This is a genomic window from Gemmatimonadota bacterium, assembly GCA_022560615.1.
Taxonomy (GTDB): domain Bacteria; phylum Gemmatimonadota; class Gemmatimonadetes; order Longimicrobiales; family Gaopeijiaceae; genus UBA1138.
The window spans coordinates 156,184-177,712 of the sequence record JADFSR010000001.1 but is presented as its reverse complement, the minus strand read 5'-3'; the positions used below and the strand labels follow the sequence as shown (position 1 = coordinate 177,712).

The following is a 21,529-nucleotide window of genomic DNA, read 5'->3' as shown; positions in this document are numbered from 1 at the left end:
GAGGCGCGCCATGAAAGGCACAGCTGCTCTCATGCTCCTCGGGACCGTTGGGGCCCTCTTTGGCGGGGTTGCCGAGGGCCAGGAGGCCACGCCGCGGAGGCAGCCGGGCGCTGCCATGACCTTGTACACGCCCGAACAGCACGATCTCTACGACGGCCGCTGGGTGCTCTCCGCCGGCCGTGTATACCAGGTCGGAAGTCTCCGAGACGCGGCTGGGTGGGATCACATGGGCAACGACGGAGCGGGCGTGCACCCCGTCGGTGGCACGGTCGAGATCGACGTGAACGAGATCGGCAACACCGGGCGGTTCGTGGCGCGGCTGGAGGTCCCGGAGGGAGAGTTGTCCATTGAAATGGATCGATTCAATGAATTCAGCCCCTGTCAGGACGGAGGAATCGCCGCCTTCATCTTCGAGCACGGCGACTCAGGCTGCGGTGATACCAACTGGCCCAAGACACTTCTGTATGTGGCGGGCTGGGGGTTTGGTCACGCGACCCTGAACGGCGCGACGCTCTATGAGGACTATGAGATACATTTCATGGTGACGCAGGGCATGCGCGACCGGGAAACCCTGGAGGTGAACTATCCGCTCCTGAACAAGAGCTCCGCGGCGGGCGCCGTGAATCCCGCGATGATCCAACTCGACTTCTTCATTCGCAGCCCCGAGGGGGACGACAGAAACAACCCCACGCGGGCGGTCTTCGATCATTTCTTCGCAATGGAAGTGACCTGGAGGTAGAGCGTTACAGGTAGAGGGGACCGGCGTGGGACAGCCGTGGGACCGAGAAGGCGGTTCATGGATCAGTTGCTCCGGGGGCGGCAGGTGAGCAGGAGGGAACACTGGGAAGAGGTCTACGCGCGACACCGGCCAGACGAACTGAGCTGGTACCAGGGATCTCTGGCACGATCGCGCGGTTTTCCATTTCCTCGTTGATCCTGCGGATCGCGTTCTGTATCGGGACTCGCTCTACCGGTCGGTCCCTGAGGGCGGCCACGTCATCGTCGCTACGTTTGGGCCCAATGGGCCGCACCGGTGCAGCGGCCTGGACGTCCTTCGGTGCTCGGCCGAGGATGTCGCGAGGGAGCTGGGCGACGGAGTGTGTCTTGTCGGGTCCGGGAGCGAAGACCATACGACCCCGTCAGGGGCCACACAGCAGTTCGTGTATGCTCTGCTGCGTCGAGTTTCGGCAACTGTCAGATCAGGAGTCCATCCGGTAGAGAGGCTCGAATCGGGCGGTGAAGTGCCGTAGCACGGCTGCTTGCTCCACGAAACGGAAGCCGCCGATGGAGTCCCTGCGCGCCCATACCGCCAACGTCACGTCGATGACGTAATCGATTTGGCTCTTCGTATAGACGCGTCTCGGAATCGCGAGGCGGACCAACTCCAGCTTCGAGGGCACCTCTTCGCCGGTCTTCGGGTCGGGGTGCCCGAACATCACGGTCCCGATCTCCACCGTCCGCACACCACCCTCGATGTAGAGCTCGCACACGACAGACTGACCCGGCAGATCCTTGGGCGGCACATGCGGTAGGAACGCCGCAGCGTCGATGTACACGGCGTGCCCACCCGGCGGCTGCACGATGGGGACGTCGCCCTCCGTCAGGTGATCCCCGAGATAACGTGTCACCTCGATGCGGTACCTCAGGTAGTCCTCGTCCAACACCTCCTCGAGGCCCACCGCGATCGCTTCCAGGTCCCTCCCGGCGAGGCCGCCGTACGTCGGAAAGCCCTCGGTCAGGATCAGCAGGTTCTGCTCCTGCTTGGCCAGAACCTCGTCGTTGGTCGCGAGGAATCCGCCGATGTTGGCCAGTCCATCCTTCTTCGCGGACATGGTGCAGCCGTCGGCGTAGGAGAACATCTCCTGAGCGATCTCGCGTACGGAGGCGTCCGCGTAGCCGTCCTCACGAGTCTTGATGAAGAACGCGTTCTCGGCGAAGCGGCACGCGTCCAGGTAGAGTGGGATGCCGTGCGCGCGGCAGGTCTCGCTCACCGCGCGGATGTTGGCCATCGAAACCGGCTGGCCGCCGCCGGTGTTGTTGGTGACCGTGATCATGCAAATCGGGATCTGACAGGCGCCTCGCTCCTCGATCAGAGCTTCCAGAGCCGCGACGTCCATGTTGCCCTTGAACGGGATCGACTCCGCGGGGACCAGGCCTTCAGCCACCGGGAGGTCGAGGGCCTCCGCTCCCGTGGCCTCGATGTTCGCACGGGTCGTGTCGAAGTGCGTGTTATTCGGGACGACGTGGCCGCTTCGACAGATCGTACAGAACAGGATCCTCTCCGCGGCCCTACCTTGATGCGTCGGAATCACGTGCCGAAACCCTAAGATGTCTCGGACGGACTTCTCGAAGCGATACCACGAAGTGCTGCCGGCGTAGGACTCGTCACCGCGCATCATCGCAGACCACTGCTCGGCGCTCATGGCCCCGGTGCCCGAGTCGGTGAGCAAGTCGATGAGTACGTGCTCGGCCCTCAGCTTGAACACGTTGTAGCCAGCTTCCTTGAGGTGAGACCGGCGCTCGGCCGCGGTCGTCATCCGGATCGGCTCTACGACCTTGATGCGGAACGGCTCGATGATTCGAGTCACGTCAGATCACCGTGATGGGGGGTACTGCCGGGCGCGCGGCGGGTCGACCAACGCCCGGCTGAGCCAGAAGCCGACCAGCGTCAACGTCAGGGCTCGAACACCCCAAGTGAAGCTCATCGGCAGCCCGAAGGTGCCGGCGATGCCCGCCGGCACAAACCAGTAGTAGAGACCCACCGCCAACGCCGCGCAGAGGAGCAACGCGCGCGCTGACGGCACCCGCAGCAGGAGGAAGACAGTCGAGAGCGCGAGCCAACTCCCGGCCGACCAGATCAGGACCGATCCGTACACCTGGAGTGCAGTCGACGGCGGTCCGTCCTCGAGCAGGTAGTACGCCGCCACGAAGCCCGGGAACGCGAGAGCGAACGCACCGTAGGCGGTTACAACCCAGCGCCTGCTCATGTACGCCTCACCCAGCATGCGCAAGACGGACCTCTGGGGTGCGAGATCCAGGCAGCCGATGCGCGTGCACGAGCTGCACGGCTGGCACCGCGTGTTTGGGACACGCAGCAGGGGCCGCTGTCCGTAGAGGCGCTCTACGGGAAGCACCGGGCAGACAGCGTTGCAGAACCCACCTTTCTTGTCGAAGAAGATGCCGCCGATCAGCGCGAGTAGCGCGACCGCCAGGACAGTAAGCGCGAGCACGGGTCCGTCCGTATTGAAGACGAAACGCCGCGCCGGAACCATCACAGTCAGGAGCAAAACCCCCGCTCCACCCATGCTACGCATCCACAAGGCGTCGAGGCGGCGTGAGCCGATTCGATTTCCAGTAAGGGTGTTCAGCGTCGCGAGGGGACAGACATTCCTCCAGATCTGAGCACTCACCAGGAACGTGGCAGGAAGAACCGGAATCACGACGTACCACAGGAGTTCGAGCGCCGGACGGGGCCAGAATACCAGCGCGACGAGCAGCACTGGCGTGAGTGCTAGACCGATCCACTGTGCGGCCGCCCACAGCGGCGCCGCTGCCACAGCACGTGATGCTGGGCTCACGGCGTCACGACCACGCGGATCGCGTCCCCGGAGCGAAGGGTCTGGAGTGCCGCTTCGATCTGTTCGAGCGGGAAGCGGTGAGTGACGAGCGGGGTGAGCTGAATGCGGCCCTGACGTACCATCTCAATGACCCGTGGGTAGTCGACGGGTCGGCAGCCCAGAGAACCCACGACCTCCAATTCTCGGAACATCACGCGACCGGCGTTGAGCGTCATGGCGTCGGCGCTGTATCCGACGAAGACCGCACGACCACCGGTTTTCAACGACGCCAGCGCCTGCTCCTGCGTGCTGGGCTTCCCGACAACCTCGAACGCGACATCGGCCCCGCCTCCGGTGAGACTCCGGAGCGCCTTGTCGACCTGGTCCACGCTCGACGGATCCAGAATCGCCTCCGCTCCCAGCTTCTCGGCCCAGGCGAGCTTGTCGGCCGCTATGTCCACGGCGATGACGCGAGCCCCCATCGCGGCGGCCATCTGCACGACGTTGAGGCCCACTCCTCCACATCCGAAGACCACGACTGCGTCGCCCTGACGCACCCGCCCGCGGTTGACCACCGCGTGATAGGGAGTGGTGATCGCGTCGGCAATGATCGAGCCCTCCTCGAGAGGGATCTGTTCGGGCAGAGCGAACGTGTCCTTCGCCGGCGCGACCACGTACTCCGCGTATCCACCGTCGACGTTGTTGCCCAGCATCTGGGCATTCGCGCAAATGTTCTCGCGTCCCTCACGGCAGGCATCACAGGCCCCGCAGCTGGTCACGGCAGCGAGCAGGACGCGATCGCCGACCCCGTGCCGGGTCACGTCCGCCGCGACCTCTTCGACCGTTCCCGAGATCTCGTGACCGAGCACCAGGGGCGGCTTTTTGAACGTCGGCGTGCCATGATCGATGTAGTGCAGATCGGTGTGGCACACACCGCATCCCGCAACGCGGATGAGCACTTCGCCAGGACCCGGAGAGGGTGTGGGGATCTCCTCGACCCTCATCGGCCGGTCGGGACCGTGGAAGACAGCGGCCCTCACGTGCGACTCCCGTGCGCGGCATCGGAGCGCCGTGTGTAGATGACCTTGAACAACGCCAGCGCGAGGGCGCACCCCTCGCACTCCCGCGCCAATTCACCAGGGAGCACATCGTCGAGCAGCACCTCCTGGCCAATGAACTCATAGAGTTGCTTCATCTCCGCGAGTCGAGGCGGCGAGCCCGTAAAGCGCCGAGCCCATCCGGCGTTGGCGAGTTCGGCGTCCCGCGCACGTCGCACCTCCGAAACCTCCGCGTCCGGCATGCCGACCGCGGGGGTCATCGGCCCCATCTCGCTCATGCCGCCAGCTTCTCCGAACGGCGCTGCGCCAGGATGGCCGCTCCAAGGGCTCCGGTGAACTGCACCAGCCTCTCGGAGGGTACGTTGACCTGATCTCCCAGCCGCTCCTCCATGACGCGCACCATAGTCGAGAAGCGCATGATGCCGCCTACCAGCGTGAACTGCGGCTCCATCTGCACACGCTTCATGAGCCGAACCGAGCGTTCGACGAGGGACTCCATCGCACCGTGCATGATGTCGGCAGGCTGGACACCGTTGCTCAAGTGGTTGATCACCTCCGACTCGGCGAAGACCGCACACACGCCGGAGATCGGGACTGGATGCTTCGCATACTCCACGAGCGGGCCGATCTCCTCGATGCTGTATCCGAGGTAGTGGGCCGTCTTTTCGAGAAAGGCGCCGGTCCCCGCCGCGCACTTGTCGTTCAGCCGGAAGGAGCGGACCCGCCCCCTGTCGTCCAGCCGGATCGCCTTCATGGTCTGACCGCCCACGTCGAGTACAGTGCGCGTACGTGCGAAGAGGTAGCGCGTGCCCCACGCCTGCGCGGTGAGGTCGGTCGCCTGCACGTCTCGAAACGAGACCTGGGTGCGCCCGTACCCGGTGCTCGCGACGAATCGTACGTCACTGCGCCTGCCTCCGGCTTCCTCCAGCGCGAGCTGCAACGCAGCCCGAGCCGCATCGTCGAGCTTGAAGCCTGTCGCGAGAATCCCGGTTGCTGCCAGCCCCCCGGACTCCCCGATCAACACCGCCTTCGTGTAGGTCGATCCGACATCGATCCCAGCGTAGTACTTCAAGTGACGACCTCCCCGGTGAGAGCGTCAACCTGAGCAGCCTCGAGCCGCTCCAGCGCGAGAAGCGCGGCCCCCAGCGCTCCGATGAAGTGCGATTCGTCGCTCACGTTCAGTCGCGTGTGGAGCATATCTTCGAGCACGGCGACCATGGCTTCGTTCTTGGTCACCCCGCCTGTGAACGTGATTTCGCCTTCAATGCCGACGCGGCGTAGCAGCGCGATCGAACGTGACGAGATCGAGCGATGCACGCCGAGCAGGATGTCCTCCATTTTCTTGCCGCGCGCGAGCCATGAGAGCACCTCGGACTCCGCGAAAACGGTGCATGTGGTACTGATCTTCACGGGCCGCTGGCCCCGGAGTGTCATGGGTCCGAGATCATCGAGTTCGAGCTCGAGCGCGGCGGCAGCCGACTGCAGGAATCGTCCAGTGCCGGCCGCGCACTTGTCGTTCATGCAGAAGTCGATCACGTCGCCACCCTTCTGGATGCGGATCGCCTTCGTGTCCTGGCCTCCCATGTCGAGCACCGTCTCGGTCTCGGGGAACATGTGTGCGGCTCCCCGGGCATGGCAGACGATTTCGGTGATCTGCGCGTCACCGAACTCCACGCGATAGCGACCGTACCCCGTACCGATCACGAAACCCACGTCCTCTTCGTGAACGCCGCCGGAAGCCAGGGCTTCCTGAAAGGCATGCTCTGCGACCTGCACGACGTTGGCGCCTGTGGGTAGGAGCGCGCGTCCGATGATGGCCTGCGCTTCGTCGATCACGACTGCCTTGGTCTGCGTGGATCCGACATCCACTCCAGCGGCATAGGACATCAGCGTCCTCCTCGAGCGGCCGGGGCGGGTTTCGCGGCTCCCGCGACGGGGGTCCCGGACGCTTTGCGGATGCGGCGGGACTCGAGTCCCTCGAAGAACGCGTCGATGCGGTTCTTGAGCTGAGCCTCGGACACGACCCGCTTGTCCATCATGTCCGACTCGATGTAGAGGCAGAGCACGTCACGTGCGGCGAGAACGACGCGACGGCTATCGGCCAAGCCGGTGGAGACCGTTCGGCAGCTCTTGACGGGGTGGTATACGACGCCGTCGGCCGCGAAGTCGTCGATCGACTCGAGCAGGAAGCGATCGTGGAAGAGCATGGAGTCGCCCGCCCGCTGCACGCTCAGAAGCACTCCCTCGGCGAGGCTCTCCAACGGGTGATCGAGGTCGTACTCGAAGTCCAGGTTGAGTCCTCCGGAGGCGAACCACGTATACGTGGAGCTGACGAAGACTCCCCCCCACTCGCTGAACATCTGGTAGAAGCGCCGGAAGATCGGATAGCACGGTACACCGACGAAGATCAGCCGGTGCTGGTGTGCTCGACCCACGAGCGGGCTGATCCCGTGCTTCGCCTTGTAGCTCATCTCCTCCACGAGATTCTCGAAGTAGACCGCGCCTTCTTCCGTGCCCCGGAGCGCGTTGGCGACACCTAGGAAGATCGTTCCTTCCATCATCGAGTCGAAGACAGCGGGTCGGCTGCGATTCAATTCCAGGACACGCCGCCAGGCGCGGCCCATGCGATTGGTGTAGTCGAGGACCTCGCGTAGCCGGTCGACATCGAACGCCTTGCCCGTCAACTCTTCCAGGTGACCGATCAACTCCGTGATCTGATACGCGACGTACTGTCCGTCCCGGCGTGCCTCCTCCGGATCGGGAGAACCGGCTCGCTGGGCTGAGCGGCTCCCGGGCACGTCCACGGTCACGATCGGGATGTGGTACATGCGCTCCCAGATTTCGCCCCACTTGAGGTAGGTGTTGCAGGCGTTGGTGAGCACCGCGATCGAAGGCGGTGGGATCGTGCCCATGGGGTGCTCACCATGCCGCAGTTGCAGCGCGTAGTCGGCTTTCAGGTATCCACACACGTCGGGGCTGAATCCGTGGTCTTCGGCGAGGCTCAGGTACTCGTCGGAGCAGCGGCGGACCGCGGTCTGGAGCGAGTTGATCTCCGGGAAGACCGTGTGCAGGTCGAAGGTCCGCAGGATTTCCGCCAAACTCCCCATGACGAAGACGTACGCGGCTTGCTCGCCGTTGGCGGCGGCGGCAGTGAGCTGGTCGTACCAGTCGCGGAAGAGAATGCCGCCGTCTCGGGCCCCACGCCCGAGGAGTTCGTTCGATGGAGTCGCGTTCATTGTCATTCGAATAGAAGATTCTCGACGAAGGTCTCGAGTTGGATCTGCAAGTGATCGAACGAGCTCATGCGCTCTTCGAACTCGGTGACGAAGTGCGGTATGTCCACCTCGTCGAGCATTTGGGAGTAGGCGACCTGCTCGTCGAGACCGGGTTCGCACATCTTCGCGGCGGACACGATCGCGGCCTCGGCATCCGCGTTGCGGATCCGCTCCAGCAGCATCTTTTCCTTGGGCTTCCGGAGATCGTGCTGGACTGGGCTGTATGACGAGTCGTCCAGATAGGCTGTCGCGAGGTTCGCGACCGGGTCTCCCTCGGTGGGCACGTCGGACAGGATCCAGCGGAATCCGATCATGAAGTCGTCGTCGACCACGTAGCAGAACTGCGCGATTTCCCGCAGGAGATCGAGCGGTGGCTGCTCACAGAATCCGCCTTCGAAGACGACGCGGATCTTGTCTTGCCGGTGGCGGTCCCGCCTACGGATCCGCGGCAACACCCACGACAGCAACTCGTTGTGCTCCTCACGTGTGATCAACCCGGCCAAAGCCACAAGCACGTACGCCTCGTGCATCGGGAGAAGCCACGGGGTCTCTCTCTTGACCTGGTACAGCTCGCGCAGGAGGCGCCGGTTCTCGTTGAAGACGTCGAGGGAGTTGCGGAGCTCCTCGCCGGTGACGCCGTGACCCGTGACCTGCTCGAGCTCGGTGAGCACACGATGGTACTCCCCCGTCAGCCACGTCGCGGAGAACGCGGAATTCGGGTTCTGCGGTAGGTACAGGATCCGCGCTGGTTCGGGCCGGTTCCGGCTCCAAATGCCCGCCAGGTTCCGGGCGCCGTCGCAGATCGGATGGGTGATGAACATGTCCATCTCGAGACGACCCGACATGGCGATCTCGAGGGAGCTCCGGAGGATGGAGCACAGGTATGAGCCGAAGCGCGAGTCGGCCAACTCCCGCTCCACGGGCGCCCCCCGGATCTTCACCGGCAGAGCACCGGCGGCGTGCGCGAGCTCTTCGGGGAAATACACCTGGAAGTGACCGAGCACCTTGCCGCCGTTCTCACGCCACCGACGGACCGTCGGGAAGTCGTAGTCCTCCAAGACCTCGCGACACTCGTGTAGGACTTCGTCGAGGCCCGCCTCGAACGGAAGGTCGAGTAGCTGAACGAAAGCGCGGCCATCTCTAGGTTGAGGTGCCTGCTTCATCACGCCCCTTTCCACACGGGCGGACGCTTCTCCGTGAAGGCCGCGAGGCCCTCATGCGCGTCGTCGAGGCGCATGAGGTCGTCGAGATAGAGGCGGTTGGCATTTCGGAGAGCCTCCGCCAGCGACACCTCGAGCCCCTCTACCATGGCACGCTTGGTCAGCCGAAGAACGGGGGGACTGAGATCGGCCAGCTGATGTGCGTATGTGCGCGCGGCCTCGAAGAATCCCTCTTCCGGGTAGACGTGCTGCACGAGGCCCAGACCGAGCCCGTCCCTCCCCGTGAAGGTCCGACCGGTGAGGCAGAGGTCGAGCGCGCGCGCCCGACCCAGCAGGCGGGGCAATACAGCTGCGGCGAAGGGAGGAAAGACACCCAAGCGGATCTCGGGCTGACCGAGCTTTGCGTCCTCCCGAGCGACGATCACGTCACATGCGAGCGCGAGCTCGAGCCCTCCACCCAACGCGGCTCCGTTGAGCGCGGCGATGACTGGGACGTCGAGCTCCATGAGCCCCGTCAGCGCGTGGTGAAGAACGGCGATCATCTGATCCACCCGGTCCGCGGCATGGTCCGCGACATCCACGCCGGCACAAAACGCCTTCCCCTCGCCGGTGATGAGCAACACGGCCGCGTTGGGGTCCCGGCCGACGTCGGAGACCGCGCTAGCGAATTCCTGGAGCATCACGATGTCCAGGACGTTGAGCGGTGGCCGATCCAGAAAGAGTACCCGGAGGGCGCCGTCCTCTTCGAGTCGCATGTGTTGGAAGGTGCGCCCACCGTCCACCTCGGCGGTCATGGTCCGGCCTCGACCCCGACCGGTGCCAGAGCTTCACCACACGCTCCACAGAACTGGAAGCCGGCCGGGAGCCCCTCGGCTCCGCAGGCGGGGCAACAAGCCGCGGGAGGCCCCCACAGGAACTCGCTCGAACCGCGCTCCGCGGCGTCCTGCCGGATCTCCATGTACCGCGGCGGCCGCTTTTGCACGAAGGCCCGCATACCCTCCCAAGGCTCCCGGCTCGTGTAGTGCGTCGAGAGCCAGTCGCGGGCGTGGCCGATGGTCCCGTGCCAGGCAAGATCCTTCCAGAAGTTCACCTGTTGTTTTGTATAGCGGACGCACTCGGGGAACTGAAGTAGAAGCTTCTCTACGAGCTCGCTTACGGTCTGGTCGAGTCGATCCAGGTTGATGGCGTAGCCGTCCTGGCCCTTGCGCGCCTTCTCGATCTCCGCTTCCGTGGCACCCTCGACGAAGTCGCCGTCCTTTGTGACCGACGGCACGACCCGGTTGACCAGACCCCACTCCAAGCACTGCCGCGCGGGGATCTGGCCGTTGAAGAACAACATCTCACGGGCCCGTCGGTCGCCAATCATGATCGGCAGCCACTGGGTCGCGCCGCCTGCTGCGACGCTGCCGACCCGAGTGCCTACCTGACCGATCCAGGCGTGCTCAGCCATCACGGCCAGGTCGCACGCCATCTGAGACTCGTTCCCGCCGCCGACCGCCATCCCGTTCAGGCGCGCGATCACAGGCTTGCCCGAGTTCACGATGCTCTCGATGTACGCCTGGAAGAGCCCCATGTACTTCCAGTAGTCGCGAGGCTTCGTCGTGTAGAGGGCCTCGTACTCCTTCACGTCGCCGCCTGTGCAAAAAGCGCGGTCGCCGGCTCCGGTGTAAACGATGACGCCCACCTCGTCGTCGAAGGACGCGTCCCGGAACGCAGTGGCCAGCTCCTCTAACGCCGGTGTCGAATACGCGTTGTAGTTGTGCGGTCGGTTGAGCGTGATTCGCGCGACCCAATCGCGCTTGTCGTAGAGGATATTCTCAAAAGCGAAGTCATCAGCCGGGCGGGTGTCGAAGAGTCCCATCCTGTCCTCCGTCGTCGGCGGGCGCCGACCTGGTGTTCGAAGGCGCTTCGGGAGCGGTCACGCCTCAGTGCAAAAGTGACATACAGGTCATTCGAGCGATGGCGTTGGTGCATGAACCACTGCACCAACGCCCAGTCTGCCCTTTTTGCCTCGGCGTGGCGGTTCCGCCGGACCCGCCACACGGGCTCCAGTGAACGTTTACCAGCCTGGATCCAACCGCCTCAGAACTGCCGCTCGCTGATTGATGTCCAGGTTGGGGGAGGAGACCAAAGCCCTTGCCTTCCCGGCGAGTTCGCGAGCCGACCAACCGTCTCCTGTCTCCTGCGCCACGATCGCCGCGTCGACGAAGGTCATGGCCGCGCCGTACGTATCACCCGTTGCCTCAGCTTGCTGAGCCGCTTCCTCCAGGTATGCCCGGGATGCGTCGGCATGGCCCAACGCATGGAGTATTTGGGCTTGTTGGAGCAGGCATTCAAAGCGCCGCGCGTCGTCCTCTGTACGCAGCAGCGAGACGAGGCCATGTCTCCAGGCGGCCTCTTCCAGACCCCCCTTGGAGGGAGTGTAGTGGGCCATGGCCGCGTCGTGCTGGCGGTCGAGGTAGGGATACCATCTGGTGGCCTGCTGGTCGACATCCTGACCGGCTACTCCCTGAGCCATGAGCATCGCCAGACCGCAAACGGGGAGTGTCCAGGCGCCGAGTCGGTGTAGGGGTCTCATTCCGTTGCCCTCCAATAGCAGTAGCATGACTGCTTCGGCTGCCCTCAGCCGGAGCAGTGAACGGCTGGTCGTGCACCGGCCCGGAATCGCCGCATGCCGGCGCTCGACAATGGAACGCTACCAATTCCCTTCACGGCACGATCTCGGGAATCTCCCGCGGGCCCGTGTGGGGAATTTCCCCTGCGGATGCCCAACCGTCATCCGTCGGGATTTCCCCCACAGCCGTGCACCGGTGTTTCCCCACAGCGTCGGCGACGCGCCTCGTCTATCCTGACTGACCGATCGCAAGGTCGGCTCTGGGTTGCCTGTTGGCGGGAGGGTCGCAGGCACCCAATCGGCCCGGTGAGGCGAAAGCCTTGCCGGGCCGCAGTTTGTTCCGACGAAGTAGCTCTACGCACGGACGCGGGATGCGTCAACTCGGGGGGGGGCCGGATGGGTGCACCGATCGGTGCACCCATCCTCTCGCATCGTGTTGGAGGATGCCCCTTACTTAGTTGTTCTCTCCTTCATCAGCCGCTACGCGGGCTGTTCTCTCCAGCACGAGCCTGTCGTAGGCCTCTTGCGTGAGGGTCGTGACACCGATCCACATGTGTCCCATCTCGTCCGCCGCCCGGTCGCCCCACGTCACGAAATCATCGGGATGGGGGTTCGTCGGATTGTCCGCAGTGTTGTCGTACCACATGTTGAACTTGAGGACCGTGCCCTTCGGCAGAAGCGGCGCGACATGGTCCGCGTAGATGTAGTTGGTGTGCCAGTTGAACTGGAAGTTGTCGATGACGCTGAACAGCTCCTTCCGTCCGTCCGGGTAGATCGCCTCCATCGACGCCCCCTTCCCCCTCAGGTGGAAGTGGGCTTGGAAGCTCTGGATGCGAACGGGGTCCTGCATGACCCACTCGTTCTCGTACATCGGCGTCGAGTGCGGAGGGATCTCCAGAGTGCGCTGTGGGGCGACGTTGAACATCCTCAGCACCGTCGGGAACTCCGGCTCATAGCCCTCGGGGTAAAGCCAGATTCCCAGAGACACTTGGTCGGCCGGGGCCGCCGTGCCGTTGGGGTAGTAGTGGACCTCGAAGCGGATCTTCCCGTTGGCCTGCAGCAGCTTCCCGGTCCCCTCTTGATATTCCTCACCCACCTTGCCGAGCGCCCACTCGGTCAGCAGTCCGCCAATGCTCTCCTCCTGCACCGCGGTCGCCAGGAAGTGGTGCGTGACCCCACGCCCCAGCGGATAGGAGGGCAGTACCTCCACCGCTCGGACCCAGCGGTCGGTCTTCAGCCCCGTCTCGGCAGTAGGTCGCCACCACTGGTCGTTTCCGTGGGAGGGGACGTCGAACGGGTCGGTCTTGATCACGAGATCGGGCGGCCCGAGCTTCGGGAGCATCAGGAAGTGCTCGCCCGTGGGCCACTCGACCGGTGCCGGCAGGTCGGCCGGATCACCCTCCGGGGCGCCTGCGTCTACCCACTGCACGATGGTCGCGATCTCCTCCTCGGTCAACGACCCGTCATTCTTGAAGTCCTGGATGCCGATGTGCGGGTTCACGTGCCAGGGCGGCATGAGCCGCTGGGACACTTTGTCGCGGATGCGCCGTGCATAGCGCCGAGCGTCTGAATGCGTCATCAGCGACATCGGACCGATGGCACCCTCCTGGTGGCACTGCTGGCAGTTCTCCTGCAGGATTGGGGCGACGTCCCTCGAGAACGTGACCTCACCGCCCTCCTGAGCCAGGACGTCGCCCTGGAATGAGAGCAGCGCGACGGCGGCCAGGAATGGCATCGCCAGCCACCGACTCCACCGCATGCGGGATTCGTCGTTTGTGTTCACTCCGTTCATGATGCTTCTCCTCTTGCGATGGTACCGAGTTAACGCGCGACGGTGACGCGAACGTAGCCGTTGGTCCAACAGCACTGCTCCATGCCTGCGGAAGCCACCCTCGTATCGGTATGACCGGCCCGCACGAACACGACGTAGTTCCCCGGCTCGCTGAACGAGGCGGTGGTCGTTGCCTCGACGCTCCCCTCTGCGATGGCCATCTCCTGTTCCTCGAATGTCACCTCGCCCGGACCGTCGTACTTGAACCAGCGCAGGTTGACCTCCCTCTCATCCTCATCCCATGCCGTGACGGTGAGCGACAACGGCTGACCGACTCTGGCGGCGAGCGGCCCGATCCACACTCCGTTGGGTCCCCTCGACTCCTTCCCTCCCTCCTCGAGAACGACGACCGGAGGATACCGGTCCGTTCCACGGGCGTAGAGGTTATCGGTCTCGTAGCTCGAGATGAGCCCGCCGGGGATCCCGTACCGTTCGCCGTTGGCTTCGAGGGTCCACGTGACACGCTCCTCCGTGCCGAAGTCGGCGGGCACGGTGACCGTGAACAGGCCGTAAGTGCGGCGCGGGATGAAGTGCGTGGGCTGTCCCTGGTCGAAGGTGCCTGGTGAGACGGAGTTGTTGGAACCGGCGGGGATGGTGAGGATCTGCTCCGTATTCCGGTTCATGAAGCCCCACGACAGCGTGTACGTACCATCCGGGTTCTCGTACCAGCCCTCGAATGTAGGACTGACTCCGAGACCCTTCGGCTGCAGACGAGCGGCGGGGTTCTGCTGCGCCTGGAGCGATTCTCCCGCGCCGAGAGCGACTGCCAGGACCAAAACCCCCGCGATGCGTCCCTTGTTCATTGCCCGACTCCTTATCGCGAATTACGGTCCTTCGGGAAGAAGAAACAGTAAGAGACGCGAAAATGCTCTGGGACCGTGAGGTCCGGGAGTCGGGAAGTCTACGCGTCGGGCTGTAGGGGATTTCCCCACACGGCCCTCGCCGACGAGTTGACCACATCGAGCGTGCCCTGGTCGACAGGCCTGTGCGGCTACCGGACCATCAGTCCATCCGTGCTCTCGGAAAGAGGATGTTGTTCTCGAGGTGGATGTGCTCGTGCATGTCGGTCTCGAACTGCTCGAGGCCCACCCAGAGCGCGCGCCACGTGTTGCAGGCGCCTTCGGGAGCAGTGTAGTCGTTGGTCAAGTGTCGCAGCCGTTCGAGTGCCCGACCCGCCGACTCGTGCTCATGCTCCATCACCGACATCGGAGCCGAACTACGCGCTCCCTGCCCGCTCCGGATGAGCGGGAAGAGGATCTGTTCCTCCTTCATCATGTGGGCGTCCAGCTCCGCCTTCAGTTCGACGAACGTCGAGAGGAGCTCGGGCAGCACGTCGGGCATCTTGTCGCCGTGAGCGCGATTCACCTTCCGTGCCATGAGCTCGAGCCGGGGGAGTTCCTCGCTCAGGGGACGGTGATACGCGGTGATGATATGGTCGATGAGGTCGCCCAGCTCCGCGCGGTCCCAACGCACTGAGCAGCTAGGGTCTTCGGTCAGCTCGGCCCGGATCTCATACAGGATCGACTCGACATCGAGGCCCTTGCGTTCGCAGACGTCCTGAAGCGGCCTGCCTCCGCCGCAGCAGAAGTCGATGCCGTGGCGCGCAAAGACTCGCGTGGCCATGGGATGTTCGGCGGCGATTTGCCCGACCTTGGTCTCGTTTGTGATCAGCATATGTGGCTCCATAATTTTTAGTGTCTCTTGAACAGCGTCATGAGCGCTCGTAGTACACGATCCGATGCGGCCTCCATGTCTTCCGTCGCGAACCGCTGCGCGCCACGGGCCCCAATGAGCACATGCACCGTCCCGACGAACGGGACCAACAGGATTTGTGGTTCGATGTCGTTGCGGATGCTCCCCTCGGCCGCGGCCTCACGCAGCGCCTCCAGGATGTAGCCTTTAGATCGGGCTACCACCGCGCGAATCGCGGACACCGCCGCAGGCGGCAGCGTCAGCAGCGCCTCCTCCGAGCGCAACAGCCAGGCCAGACCCGGGTCGGACCCGAGGAGTCGGATTCTCCGCTTGGCCAGTTGCAGCAGTCGTTCCACCGGTGGCGTGGAGTCGTCGGGGTAGGTCGCCTCGATCCTGGCCAACCCCAGACGCACCGCGGCCTCCAGCATTTCTTCCCGTGACGAGAAGTGTCGAAAGAGTCCGCCGGACGTCAGACCGACCTCCGATGCGATCACGTTCATCGTGACCGATGGGAGTCCCCGTTCCCCGATGATTCGGAGGATCGCCTCGGCGATCTCTACTCGCCGTTGGGCTGACGGCTTTCTCACTTGTGTCCGCATCGATGCAATGTAAGTAACTATTTACTTATAACAAGATCCCCTGTGGGACCCGCCCGTCTTGAGGGGGAATTCCCCACGGATCGCACCGGAAATGGCCCGACGGACCGAACCCCTTCCAGGATTTAGGATATGTACATGCGAAATGCACAATCCGATCCGCCACGGCTTCCGCTGCTGTCTCAGACCGCTGAGCACGCGCTGAGGGCGGTCCTTTACCTGGCCCGACACAGAGCCAAAGGGCTGGTGGCGGCGAGCGAGATCGCTCGAGCACTCGGCGCACCAAAGAACTACCTGAGCAAGACGTTGCGGCGTCTCGTTCAGCGAGGGCTACTTAGGAGTGCGCGCGGACCCAAGGGCGGTTTCGAGCTACTCGTTCACCCAGCGTCCCTTCCCGCCTCCAGGGTGCTCGAAGCCGTAGGCGAGTCGGTGCAATCATCGCCGACGTGCCTGCTCGGCGATCACCCCTGCGATCCGAGCGATCCATGCGAAGTGCACGTCCGGTGGATCACGCTCGTCGAGCAGGTCCTCCGGCCCATGGAAGAGACTTCCGTGGCCGACCTCCTGGGCGGCGAATTCGAGGCCGCCCCCAACGAAAAACCCGAGGCCGAACAGCCTCTCGAGGTGATATCACCATGACGAAAAAAACCAAGCGCTCCGGGTCGTTCTGGACGCTTCTCGTCGGACTGACTACTCTGTCCGTACTGCTTCTGAGCTTTGCGCGGGGTGAGGAGCCGGCGGGCACCGCATTTTCCCTGGACGCGCCGAACCTCCCGTCTCTCCGAGGCTCGGAGACCGCTTTTCTCACCGACGCCCCGCTCGTACCGCCTCCCATCACTCGGGACTACGCCACCAGGGTCGTGGTCAAGCTGGAAACCGTGGAGGTGAAGAAAGAGATCGCGCCCGGCGTGGAGTACACGTTCTGGACGTTTGGCGGCTCTGTCCCGGGCAAATTCATCCGAGTCCGCGAGGGCGACGAGGTCGAGTTCCACCTGAGCAACCACCCCACGAGCGTCGCGGCGCACAACATCGACCTGCATGCCGTGACGGGGCCGGGCGGAGGAGCCAAGGCGACCTTCACGGTTCCCGGTCAGGAGACGTCCTTCACGTTCCGCGCCATCAACCCGGGTCTGTACGTCTATCACTGCGCGGTCGCACCGGTCGGCATGCACATCGGGAACGGCATGTACGGCCTCATCCTGGTCGAGCCCAAAGAGGGACTGCCCGAGGTCGACCGTGAGTTCTACGTGATGCAGGGCGAGTTCTACACCGAAGGCAAGACGGGTGAGGCAGGCCACCACGCCTTCGACTACGCCGAGGCCCTCACCGAGATCCCCGACTACGTGCTGTTCAACGGGTCACTGGGATCGATGGTCGGTGACAAGGCTCTTCAGGCCCGACAAGGCGAGCGGATCCGCCTGTTCGTCGGAAACGGCGGGCCGAACCTCGTGTCGTCGTTCCACGTCATCGGGGAGATCTTCGACAACGTCTATGCCGGGGGCGGGACCACGGTGAGCAATAATGTTCAGACCACCCTCATCCCGGCCGGTGGCGCAGCGATCGCCGAGTTCCGCGCCGACGTTCCAGGCACCTACATCATGGTCGATCACTCGATCTTCCGTGCGTTCGACAAGGGTGCGCTCGGGATGATCGAAGTGACGGGAAGCACGACCCCGATCTTCACCGATGGCGCCGACTCCCCGGCCCAGAGCCACTGAGCTCCAGGAAGCCAACCTCAAGAGAATCAACAGGAACATGAAGAACTATCTGCTCATTCCGGCGGTCGCGATCACTTTCGCCGCGTGTGGCGGCGGAGACGCCGGCGACGCCGGCGCTGCGGACGCCGGCGCGGTGTCTCAGCCGGTTGTCGCTCGCCCCGCGGCGCACGCCGCGCCCACCGGCCCGATGACGATGCCCGACTGGTACGGCGTCGACCACACCGCCAGGACCGTGCACTTGACCGTCACCGCCGGCGCGGTTCCCGACAACAACTACTGGAACTTCAACGGCTACATCAATGGCGAGCTGGCGATCACGGTTCCCGAAGGATACACGGTCACGATCGCCCTCGTGAACGAGGACCCCATAATGGCGCACAGCCTCGGCATTTCGCCTGAGCTCGCCAACTTCGCGACGCCCCCAGCGCCCGAGCCTGTCTTCGCAGGTGCCATCACGGAAGACGCGCAGTCGATGATCGACGCGACCATGCCCGGTGAGACGGACACGATCCAGTTCGTGGCAGACACCGCAGGCGAGTACTCGCTGGTCTGTTACATCGCAGGGCACACGACCATCGGCATGTGGCTGTATTTCAACGTGTCGGGGAGTGGGAAGGCTGGAGTTCAGGGCGGCCTGTAGTGCGGGGAGAGAGCGCCGTCCTGACCGGGCGGCGCTCTTGTCGTTGTCGGGGATTCTCCCACGGGTGCCCGCGGATTGATCCCTACAGCGCGCGCGCGTGGCGCTGTGAAGGTTGCTCCGATATTGACTCCGGTCCCGCCCCGCAGTGACCGACGCTCAAAGCACAGCCGAAATGTTTACGAATATGATGCTGGCCACCGGAGTCCTCATCGGCGCGGTGGCCGTCCTCGTCGTAGTCGGCTGCATCGTCTACCACAAGACGGCTGGAGACAGACAAGAGACCGAAAAGGTCTGGCCATGACAGACATCGAGTCGAATCGAGCCGTCCATATTCACCATGGAGCTGGCTGCTAAGGGCTCCTGGATCTCTTGGATGTAAAGGAATCTCCCACAGGTTCGTCGGCGTATCCCCCACTTGCGCTGAGGCGGACTCCCCGACATCGGGCTTGGTCCCGATGGGCAAGAATGGAGGCGACTGGGAGGAACAATGTACAGACAGATCGTGGTGCCTCTCGACGGATCGACGTTCGCCGAGGCCGCTCTCCCTCTCGCTCTGGCCCTGTCGAGGAGGACGGGAGCGAGGCTCCACCTGGTGACCGTCATCGAACCGCTTCGGACGTTCGTGTACGCGGACGTGTACGCGGAGTGGGAGCCGACGGCGAAGGAGTGGAGTGGGGAGTATCTATCTGCCGTCAGCGAGCGCATCTCCGCGCACGCCGGTGGAGCGGTGACCACGGCGCTCCCCACGGGCCACGTCGTAGAGACGCTCCTCACCGAAACCCAAGCCCGTGAAGCCGATGTCGTCGTCATGGCGACGCATGGCCGCGGCGCGCTTTCGCGGGCGTGGCTCGGGTCGGTCGCCGACGGGTTCTTGCATCACGCGGACAGGCCTGTCCTCCTCATACGGCCAAAGGAGGGCGAGCATCCCCCGGCAACGCCGGCAGACGGCTTCGAGACTCTGCTGGTTCCGCTCGACGGCTCTGAGCTGTCCGAGTCCGCGCTTGCTCACGCGATGGAGTTAGGAGAGCTCTTCGGCTCGGCGTACCATCTGACCCGGGTGGTCTCCTACCCCCACGACATCGCTTCGCCGTACCGGCCCCACACCGTGCGAACGAACCAGGACGTTTTGGGCGAGGCGAAGGCGGACTCGGCAGAATACCTGGAGGGACACGCCGAGCGTATGCGTCGACGCGGCCTCCGCGTCACGACGTCCGTTGCCGTCGATGTCCAGGCCGGGCACGGCATTCTCACCGAGGCGGAAGCCGTGGGCTGCGACTCCATCGCCATGGCGACGCACGGACGTACCGGCGTCCGCCGACTCCTTCTCGGGAGCGCAGCGGACAAGGTCCTTCGCGGCACGCATCTCCCACTGCTGCTCTATCGACCCACCAAGATTCCCGCCTGAGGGATGAAGAAAGGAAGGTGATCGTGCTCGCGGTGTGCGATATCATGCAGACGGACGTCGTAACCGTGACGACGTACACAACAGCTCGGGACCTGGCGCGTCTCCTCTCGGACGAGGAGATCAGCGGAGTCCCGGTGCTCGACGGGAGCGGGCACCTGGCGGGCGTGGTCTCGTCGACCGACCTGGTGCGCCTGGCCGCGGAGGACTCGTGCGTCCAGCTCACCGCGTCTGTCCTGCGCACCGAGGTCGAGCGCATTCACGATCCGGACGCGGACGAGGTCGAAGCCCATCCGCACGGGTTCTTTCTCCGGGAGGATTGGCTGTTCGACGGCCGGCGCTTCCTCGATCAACTCCCCGAGAGTGACTTCGACACGGTTCTGGTCCGCGACATCATGACCCCCGTGCCGTTCTCCGTGGAACCGGAGATGCCGCTATCCGAACTGTGTGAGCTCCTGGTGCGTGGACGAATCCACCGGGCCGTGGTCGTCGAGAAAGGACAGCTCCTGGGAATCGTAACGTCGGTAGATGTGCTCCGAGCGGTCGCAGAACACGGGGTGGAGGTGTAGCCCCCGCGTGGAATCGTGACCGCATCGACCCATGACTGGGGGCAGGTCCTCGAGGATCTCGCCCGCTTCGATCGCCCGGGACCGCGCTACACCTCCTATCCCACCGCAGTCGAGTTCCACGAAGGCGTTGGGTGTGAGGAGTACGGGGCTGCGCTCGCCCGCGCCGACGTCGAGCGGGCAGAAGAGCCGCTGAGCTTCTATTCGCACCTCCCGTTCTGCGAGCACCGGTGCCTCTTCTGCGGATGCCATGTCGTCATCACGCCGCACATGCCGGTGGCGAAGAAGTACCTCGAGTACTTGCTGCGGGAGATCGACCTGGTTGCCGAGCGTCTCCCAAATCGCCGCGAGATCGTGCAGATGCACTGGGGGGGAGGTACCCCCACGTACTATGACGCCGAAGACCTCTCGACGTTGTTCGGGAAGATCCGTGAGAACTTCGACTTCTCGCAGGGTGCGGAGATCGCCATCGAGGTCGACCCACGTGTCACCGACGAAGAGCAACTCGCGACGCTGTCGGAGCTGGGGTTCAACCGCTTGAGCCTGGGGGTCCAGGACCTCACACCCGAGGTCCAGGCCGCGATCACGCGCAATCAGACGTTCGAGCAGACCGAGCAGCTCATTGAGGACGCGCGAGGGCACGGCTTCTCCGAGGGCATCAACGTCGACCTGATCTACGGTCTACCGAGACAGGAACTCGCTTCCTTCGGCGAGAGCATCGAACGCGTGATCTCGCTCCGTCCGGACCGCATCGCACTCTACTCGTTCGCGTACGTGCCCTGGATCAAGGGACACCAGAAGAAGATCGACCCGAAGCTGCTGCCGCCCGCCGACGTCAAGGTGCAGCTCTACCTCGAGGGCATGAGGAGATTCCTGGACGCCGGGTACGTCCCCATCGGGATGGACCACTTCGCGCTCCCGGACGACGAGCTCGCCCGCGCAGCGGAAGCCGGGCGGCTCCACAGGAACTTCATGGGCTACTCGGTCATGCCCGCTCCGGACATGATCGCGACCGGCATCTCCGGCATCGGTGAGGTGGGGCACGGCTTCTTTCAGAACCGTAAAAAGCTCTCCACGTACTACGCCGACCTGGACGCCGGCCGCCTTCCCGTCGCGCGAGGATACGCGCTGGACGAGGACGACCGGATCCGCCAGCACGTGATTCGCGAGCTGATGTGCAACTTCCGCGTGGACCGGCTTGAGGTCGAACGCGTCTTCTCCATCGACTTCGCGGACTACTTCGCCTCGGAACTGGACGCCCTGCGCCCGCTCGAGGACGCCGGATTCGTCTCGGTGACCGACACGGACGTGCGCGTGACCTCACCCGGACGCCTTTTCGTGAGGAACGCGTGCATGGAGTTCGACCGGTACCTCAAACGCCCGAAGGCCGAAGCGCCCGTCTTCTCGAGGACGGTCTGAC

At 64.2% G+C, this 21,529-nt stretch carries 22 protein-coding genes; 7 read left to right on the top strand and 15 right to left on the bottom strand.

Annotated features, from left to right (window positions below; genetic code table 11):
- The first annotated feature begins 10 nt into the window (after positions 1-10).
- Positions 11-739, top strand: a complete 729-nt coding sequence (locus tag IIB36_00805; protein ID MCH7530283.1) for a hypothetical protein — start codon at positions 11-13, stop codon at positions 737-739.
- A gap of 460 nt (positions 740-1,199) precedes the next feature.
- Here the strand turns inward: IIB36_00805 and IIB36_00800 are convergent, their stop codons facing one another.
- From IIB36_00800 to IIB36_00730, 15 genes are all read right to left on the bottom strand, one after another.
- The gene (locus IIB36_00800; protein ID MCH7530282.1) at positions 1,200-2,588 is read right to left on the bottom strand and encodes a tryptophanase; all 1,389 of its coding nucleotides are present in this window, start codon (positions 2,586-2,588) and stop codon (positions 1,200-1,202) included.
- 6 nt (positions 2,589-2,594) lie between these two features.
- Positions 2,595-3,578, bottom strand: coding sequence for a hypothetical protein (locus tag IIB36_00795; GenBank protein MCH7530281.1), 984 nt, complete (start codon positions 3,576-3,578; stop codon positions 2,595-2,597).
- Entirely contained in the window at positions 3,575-4,597 is a 1,023-nt protein-coding gene (locus IIB36_00790) for a zinc-binding dehydrogenase (GenBank protein MCH7530280.1), read from the bottom strand. The genes IIB36_00795 and IIB36_00790 overlap by 4 nt, the downstream gene beginning before the upstream one ends.
- Positions 4,594-4,893 carry a hypothetical protein gene (locus IIB36_00785; protein ID MCH7530279.1) on the bottom strand — a complete coding sequence of 100 codons (300 nt, stop codon included), beginning with the start codon at positions 4,891-4,893 and terminating at the stop codon, positions 4,594-4,596. The genes IIB36_00790 and IIB36_00785 overlap by 4 nt, the downstream gene beginning before the upstream one ends.
- Positions 4,890-5,687, bottom strand: coding sequence for a 2-hydroxyglutaryl-CoA dehydratase (locus tag IIB36_00780; GenBank protein MCH7530278.1), 798 nt, complete (start codon positions 5,685-5,687; stop codon positions 4,890-4,892). The genes IIB36_00785 and IIB36_00780 overlap by 4 nt, the downstream gene beginning before the upstream one ends.
- Complete coding sequence (locus IIB36_00775) at positions 5,684-6,502, bottom strand: 2-hydroxyglutaryl-CoA dehydratase (protein MCH7530277.1); 819 nt, start codon at positions 6,500-6,502, stop codon at positions 5,684-5,686. Before IIB36_00775 ends, IIB36_00780 begins: the two co-directional genes overlap by 4 nt.
- Positions 6,502-7,851, bottom strand: coding sequence for a 2-hydroxyacyl-CoA dehydratase (locus IIB36_00770; GenBank protein ID MCH7530276.1), 1,350 nt, complete (start codon positions 7,849-7,851; stop codon positions 6,502-6,504). The genes IIB36_00775 and IIB36_00770 overlap by 1 nt, the downstream gene beginning before the upstream one ends.
- A gap of 2 nt (positions 7,852-7,853) precedes the next feature.
- Positions 7,854-9,053, bottom strand: coding sequence for a 2-hydroxyacyl-CoA dehydratase (locus IIB36_00765; GenBank protein ID MCH7530275.1), 1,200 nt, complete (start codon positions 9,051-9,053; stop codon positions 7,854-7,856).
- Entirely contained in the window at positions 9,053-9,844 is a 792-nt protein-coding gene (locus IIB36_00760) for an enoyl-CoA hydratase/isomerase family protein (protein MCH7530274.1), read from the bottom strand. The genes IIB36_00765 and IIB36_00760 overlap by 1 nt, the downstream gene beginning before the upstream one ends.
- Positions 9,841-10,911 (bottom strand): enoyl-CoA hydratase/isomerase family protein, encoded by a 1,071-nt coding sequence (locus tag IIB36_00755; GenBank protein ID MCH7530273.1) that lies wholly within the window; start codon positions 10,909-10,911, stop codon positions 9,841-9,843. Before IIB36_00755 ends, IIB36_00760 begins: the two co-directional genes overlap by 4 nt.
- Positions 10,912-11,109: 198 nt before the next feature.
- Positions 11,110-11,628 carry a hypothetical protein gene (locus tag IIB36_00750; protein MCH7530272.1) on the bottom strand — a complete coding sequence of 173 codons (519 nt, stop codon included), beginning with the start codon at positions 11,626-11,628 and terminating at the stop codon, positions 11,110-11,112.
- Between the two features lie 490 nt (positions 11,629-12,118).
- Positions 12,119-13,456 carry a cytochrome c gene (locus IIB36_00745; protein MCH7530271.1) on the bottom strand — a complete coding sequence of 446 codons (1,338 nt, stop codon included), beginning with the start codon at positions 13,454-13,456 and terminating at the stop codon, positions 12,119-12,121.
- Positions 13,457-13,485: 29 nt separating this feature from the next.
- Positions 13,486-14,298: a hypothetical protein gene (locus IIB36_00740; protein MCH7530270.1), complete on the bottom strand. Its 813-nt coding sequence runs from the start codon at positions 14,296-14,298 to the stop codon at positions 13,486-13,488.
- Between the two features lie 199 nt (positions 14,299-14,497).
- On the bottom strand, positions 14,498-15,169 hold the full coding sequence (gene ric, locus IIB36_00735; protein MCH7530269.1) for an iron-sulfur cluster repair di-iron protein: 672 nt from the start codon (positions 15,167-15,169) through the stop codon (positions 14,498-14,500).
- A gap of 17 nt (positions 15,170-15,186) precedes the next feature.
- Complete coding sequence (locus tag IIB36_00730) at positions 15,187-15,774, bottom strand: TetR/AcrR family transcriptional regulator (GenBank protein MCH7530268.1); 588 nt, start codon at positions 15,772-15,774, stop codon at positions 15,187-15,189.
- Positions 15,775-15,921: 147 nt separating this feature from the next.
- Here IIB36_00730 and IIB36_00725 point away from each other — a divergent pair, with 147 nt between their 5' ends.
- The 6 genes from IIB36_00725 to hemN all read left to right on the top strand — a co-directional run bounded on the left by IIB36_00725 (position 15,922) and on the right by hemN (position 21,528).
- Entirely contained in the window at positions 15,922-16,422 is a 501-nt protein-coding gene (locus IIB36_00725; GenBank protein ID MCH7530267.1) for an Rrf2 family transcriptional regulator, read from the top strand.
- A complete protein-coding gene (gene nirK / locus IIB36_00720; protein ID MCH7530266.1) occupies positions 16,419-17,501 on the top strand; it encodes a nitrite reductase, copper-containing in 1,083 nt (360 codons plus the stop codon). Before IIB36_00725 ends, nirK begins: the two co-directional genes overlap by 4 nt.
- A 37-nt stretch (positions 17,502-17,538) precedes the next feature.
- Entirely contained in the window at positions 17,539-18,141 is a 603-nt protein-coding gene (locus tag IIB36_00715; GenBank protein ID MCH7530265.1) for a hypothetical protein, read from the top strand.
- 487 nt (positions 18,142-18,628) lie between these two features.
- Positions 18,629-19,546: a universal stress protein gene (locus IIB36_00710; GenBank protein MCH7530264.1), complete on the top strand. Its 918-nt coding sequence runs from the start codon at positions 18,629-18,631 to the stop codon at positions 19,544-19,546.
- Between the two features lie 17 nt (positions 19,547-19,563).
- Positions 19,564-20,112, top strand: coding sequence for a CBS domain-containing protein (locus tag IIB36_00705; GenBank protein ID MCH7530263.1), 549 nt, complete (start codon positions 19,564-19,566; stop codon positions 20,110-20,112).
- A gap of 15 nt (positions 20,113-20,127) precedes the next feature.
- Positions 20,128-21,528 (top strand): oxygen-independent coproporphyrinogen III oxidase, encoded by a 1,401-nt coding sequence (gene hemN, locus IIB36_00700; protein ID MCH7530262.1) that lies wholly within the window; start codon positions 20,128-20,130, stop codon positions 21,526-21,528.
- Position 21,529: the final 1 nt, after the last annotated feature.

Bases quoted from the DNA above. Each gene is read 5' to 3' on its own strand.
- IIB36_00805 (MCH7530283.1), top strand. From the start codon at position 11: ATGAAAGGCACAGCTGCTCTCATGCTCCTCGGGACCGTTGGGGCCCTC.
- IIB36_00785 (MCH7530279.1), bottom strand. From the start codon at position 4,893: ATGAGCGAGATGGGGCCGATGACCCCCGCGGTCGGCATGCCGGACGCG.
- IIB36_00775 (MCH7530277.1), bottom strand. From the start codon at position 6,502: ATGTCCTATGCCGCTGGAGTGGATGTCGGATCCACGCAGACCAAGGCA.
- IIB36_00770 (MCH7530276.1), bottom strand. From the start codon at position 7,851: ATGAACGCGACTCCATCGAACGAACTCCTCGGGCGTGGGGCCCGAGAC.
- IIB36_00765 (MCH7530275.1), bottom strand. From the start codon at position 9,053: ATGAAGCAGGCACCTCAACCTAGAGATGGCCGCGCTTTCGTTCAGCTA.
- IIB36_00760 (MCH7530274.1), bottom strand. From the start codon at position 9,844: ATGACCGCCGAGGTGGACGGTGGGCGCACCTTCCAACACATGCGACTC.
- IIB36_00755 (MCH7530273.1), bottom strand. From the start codon at position 10,911: ATGGGACTCTTCGACACCCGCCCGGCTGATGACTTCGCTTTTGAGAAT.
- IIB36_00750 (MCH7530272.1), bottom strand. From the start codon at position 11,628: ATGAGACCCCTACACCGACTCGGCGCCTGGACACTCCCCGTTTGCGGT.
- IIB36_00745 (MCH7530271.1), bottom strand. From the start codon at position 13,456: ATGAACGGAGTGAACACAAACGACGAATCCCGCATGCGGTGGAGTCGG.
- IIB36_00740 (MCH7530270.1), bottom strand. From the start codon at position 14,298: ATGAACAAGGGACGCATCGCGGGGGTTTTGGTCCTGGCAGTCGCTCTC.
- ric (MCH7530269.1), bottom strand. From the start codon at position 15,169: ATGCTGATCACAAACGAGACCAAGGTCGGGCAAATCGCCGCCGAACAT.
- IIB36_00725 (MCH7530267.1), top strand. From the start codon at position 15,922: ATGCGAAATGCACAATCCGATCCGCCACGGCTTCCGCTGCTGTCTCAG.
- nirK (MCH7530266.1), top strand. From the start codon at position 16,419: ATGACGAAAAAAACCAAGCGCTCCGGGTCGTTCTGGACGCTTCTCGTC.
- IIB36_00715 (MCH7530265.1), top strand. From the start codon at position 17,539: ATGAAGAACTATCTGCTCATTCCGGCGGTCGCGATCACTTTCGCCGCG.
- IIB36_00710 (MCH7530264.1), top strand. From the start codon at position 18,629: ATGTACAGACAGATCGTGGTGCCTCTCGACGGATCGACGTTCGCCGAG.